General features: G+C 41.5%; 1 protein-coding gene and 1 pseudogene. One reads left to right on the top strand and one right to left on the bottom strand.

Annotated elements, in window-relative coordinates; genetic code table 11:
• Positions 1 to 180 precede the first annotated feature (180 nt).
• Positions 181 to 360: pseudogene (locus tag KDK19_RS15895) on the top strand (hypothetical protein); the annotation flags it as partial.
• Here the strand turns inward: KDK19_RS15895 and KDK19_RS15890 are convergent.
• On the bottom strand, positions 349 to 1,289 hold a 941-nt coding region (locus KDK19_RS15890; RefSeq protein ID WP_257288785.1), incomplete at its 5' end, for a hypothetical protein. The pseudogene KDK19_RS15895 and the gene KDK19_RS15890 overlap by 12 nt on opposite strands.

The raw sequence follows: 1,289 nt of genomic DNA, 5'->3' as shown, positions 1-1,289 counted from the left end.
GAATTGTTATGACTCCTATGGAGCTTGAGGAAAAATAGCAGTGGGCTCAGGATGTAGCAAGAATGGCTCTGTAGGTAACAGGCATAACAGGCAATGGGGTCTCTGTCATTATTCTCAAAAAGAGACGGAAAAGTTTACGGTGGGGCTTCTATTCTACTGCCTGTGAAGTTTTGGTGTGAAATCCAGCAGCGCTGGGTTGTCGAACCCTCATTTTCCTGATTAGAAAACTGCCGCTGTTTATGGAAAAATACTGAGCGTAAACTGATCACAAGTCTTCAATTTACGCATTTGGGCTTTATGCTACTCTTGTACCTGCCCAATAAGTCGGAAATGTCCTATTCCTCAGGGTCAGTTACTTGATGACTGTAATATATTGTTTTGTTTTTCATAATGTCTGAAATGAAAATTTGACTTTTTTGTCTCTCCAAGAATAAGGGCAGAGGTGCCTGAGATCGAGTGAAAAAAGGCCAACCACTTAGAAAGATTTACGTTGTACCTTTTGAATGCGGTGCTCATGGCCTCCCGATTATTATCGTACATAACCGTCAGATCGGCCGTTCCCAGAAGTGCGAAGAAAGTTTTTTTCATGTGTTCATTTTTTTCAATCTTCTGTGTCATTATCGTATCCCGGAACAGCTCACGTTCGTTGTCACGGCGATCATTAAGCGTCTCGTAAGCCCATAAATAATAGTGGACCCAGGTTGACTTTGTGCGATGTTTCTTTAATAGAGCACTACTTATAGCCTCATAATTTGGCTGAGATTCGAGCCGGGGCAGGTTATAAACGAATGCATCAAAACCGGTTTCAGGTTGTGGTGTTTTCTGGAGCGCTTGAAACGATGTTGTATACTCATTCCGGCTTAGCTCATAGCTTCCGGCATTCTCTAATAATTGATCAATATCAGAGGCTCTTACCTCTGATGATATATCAAGTACTTCGGGTTTACCTATTATAAAAGCCTTGACAAGCCTTAAATACTTCTTAATGTTTTCCGGTCTGCCACTATTTTTGATTTCACTGTCCAGAAAAAAAACATATTGCTTTGGTCTTTCTTTAATGATTATCTTCCTTGCTTCCTCCAGTGGTTTCAGAAGTATTCGTTCTATACTGTCCGGGTCGCTTACCCTGGGAAATAACGCTTGCTCAGCTTCAGAGTCATCCTTGCTGAACACAAACTGGATGTTATAGTTTGCAGGTATAATCAAAAGATACTTTGTGATCATTGCCGGCCAGCCAGCCTGTGGGATGTGCAGAAGATTAAACCGTTCATCAGTAAAGATTCTGATGG

This window comes from Endozoicomonas sp. ONNA1 (genome assembly GCF_024606325.1).
GTDB lineage: Bacteria > Pseudomonadota > Gammaproteobacteria > Pseudomonadales > Endozoicomonadaceae > Endozoicomonas_A.
Note: the sequence above shows the minus strand (reverse complement) of the source record. Positions and strands in the feature narration are given on the sequence as shown.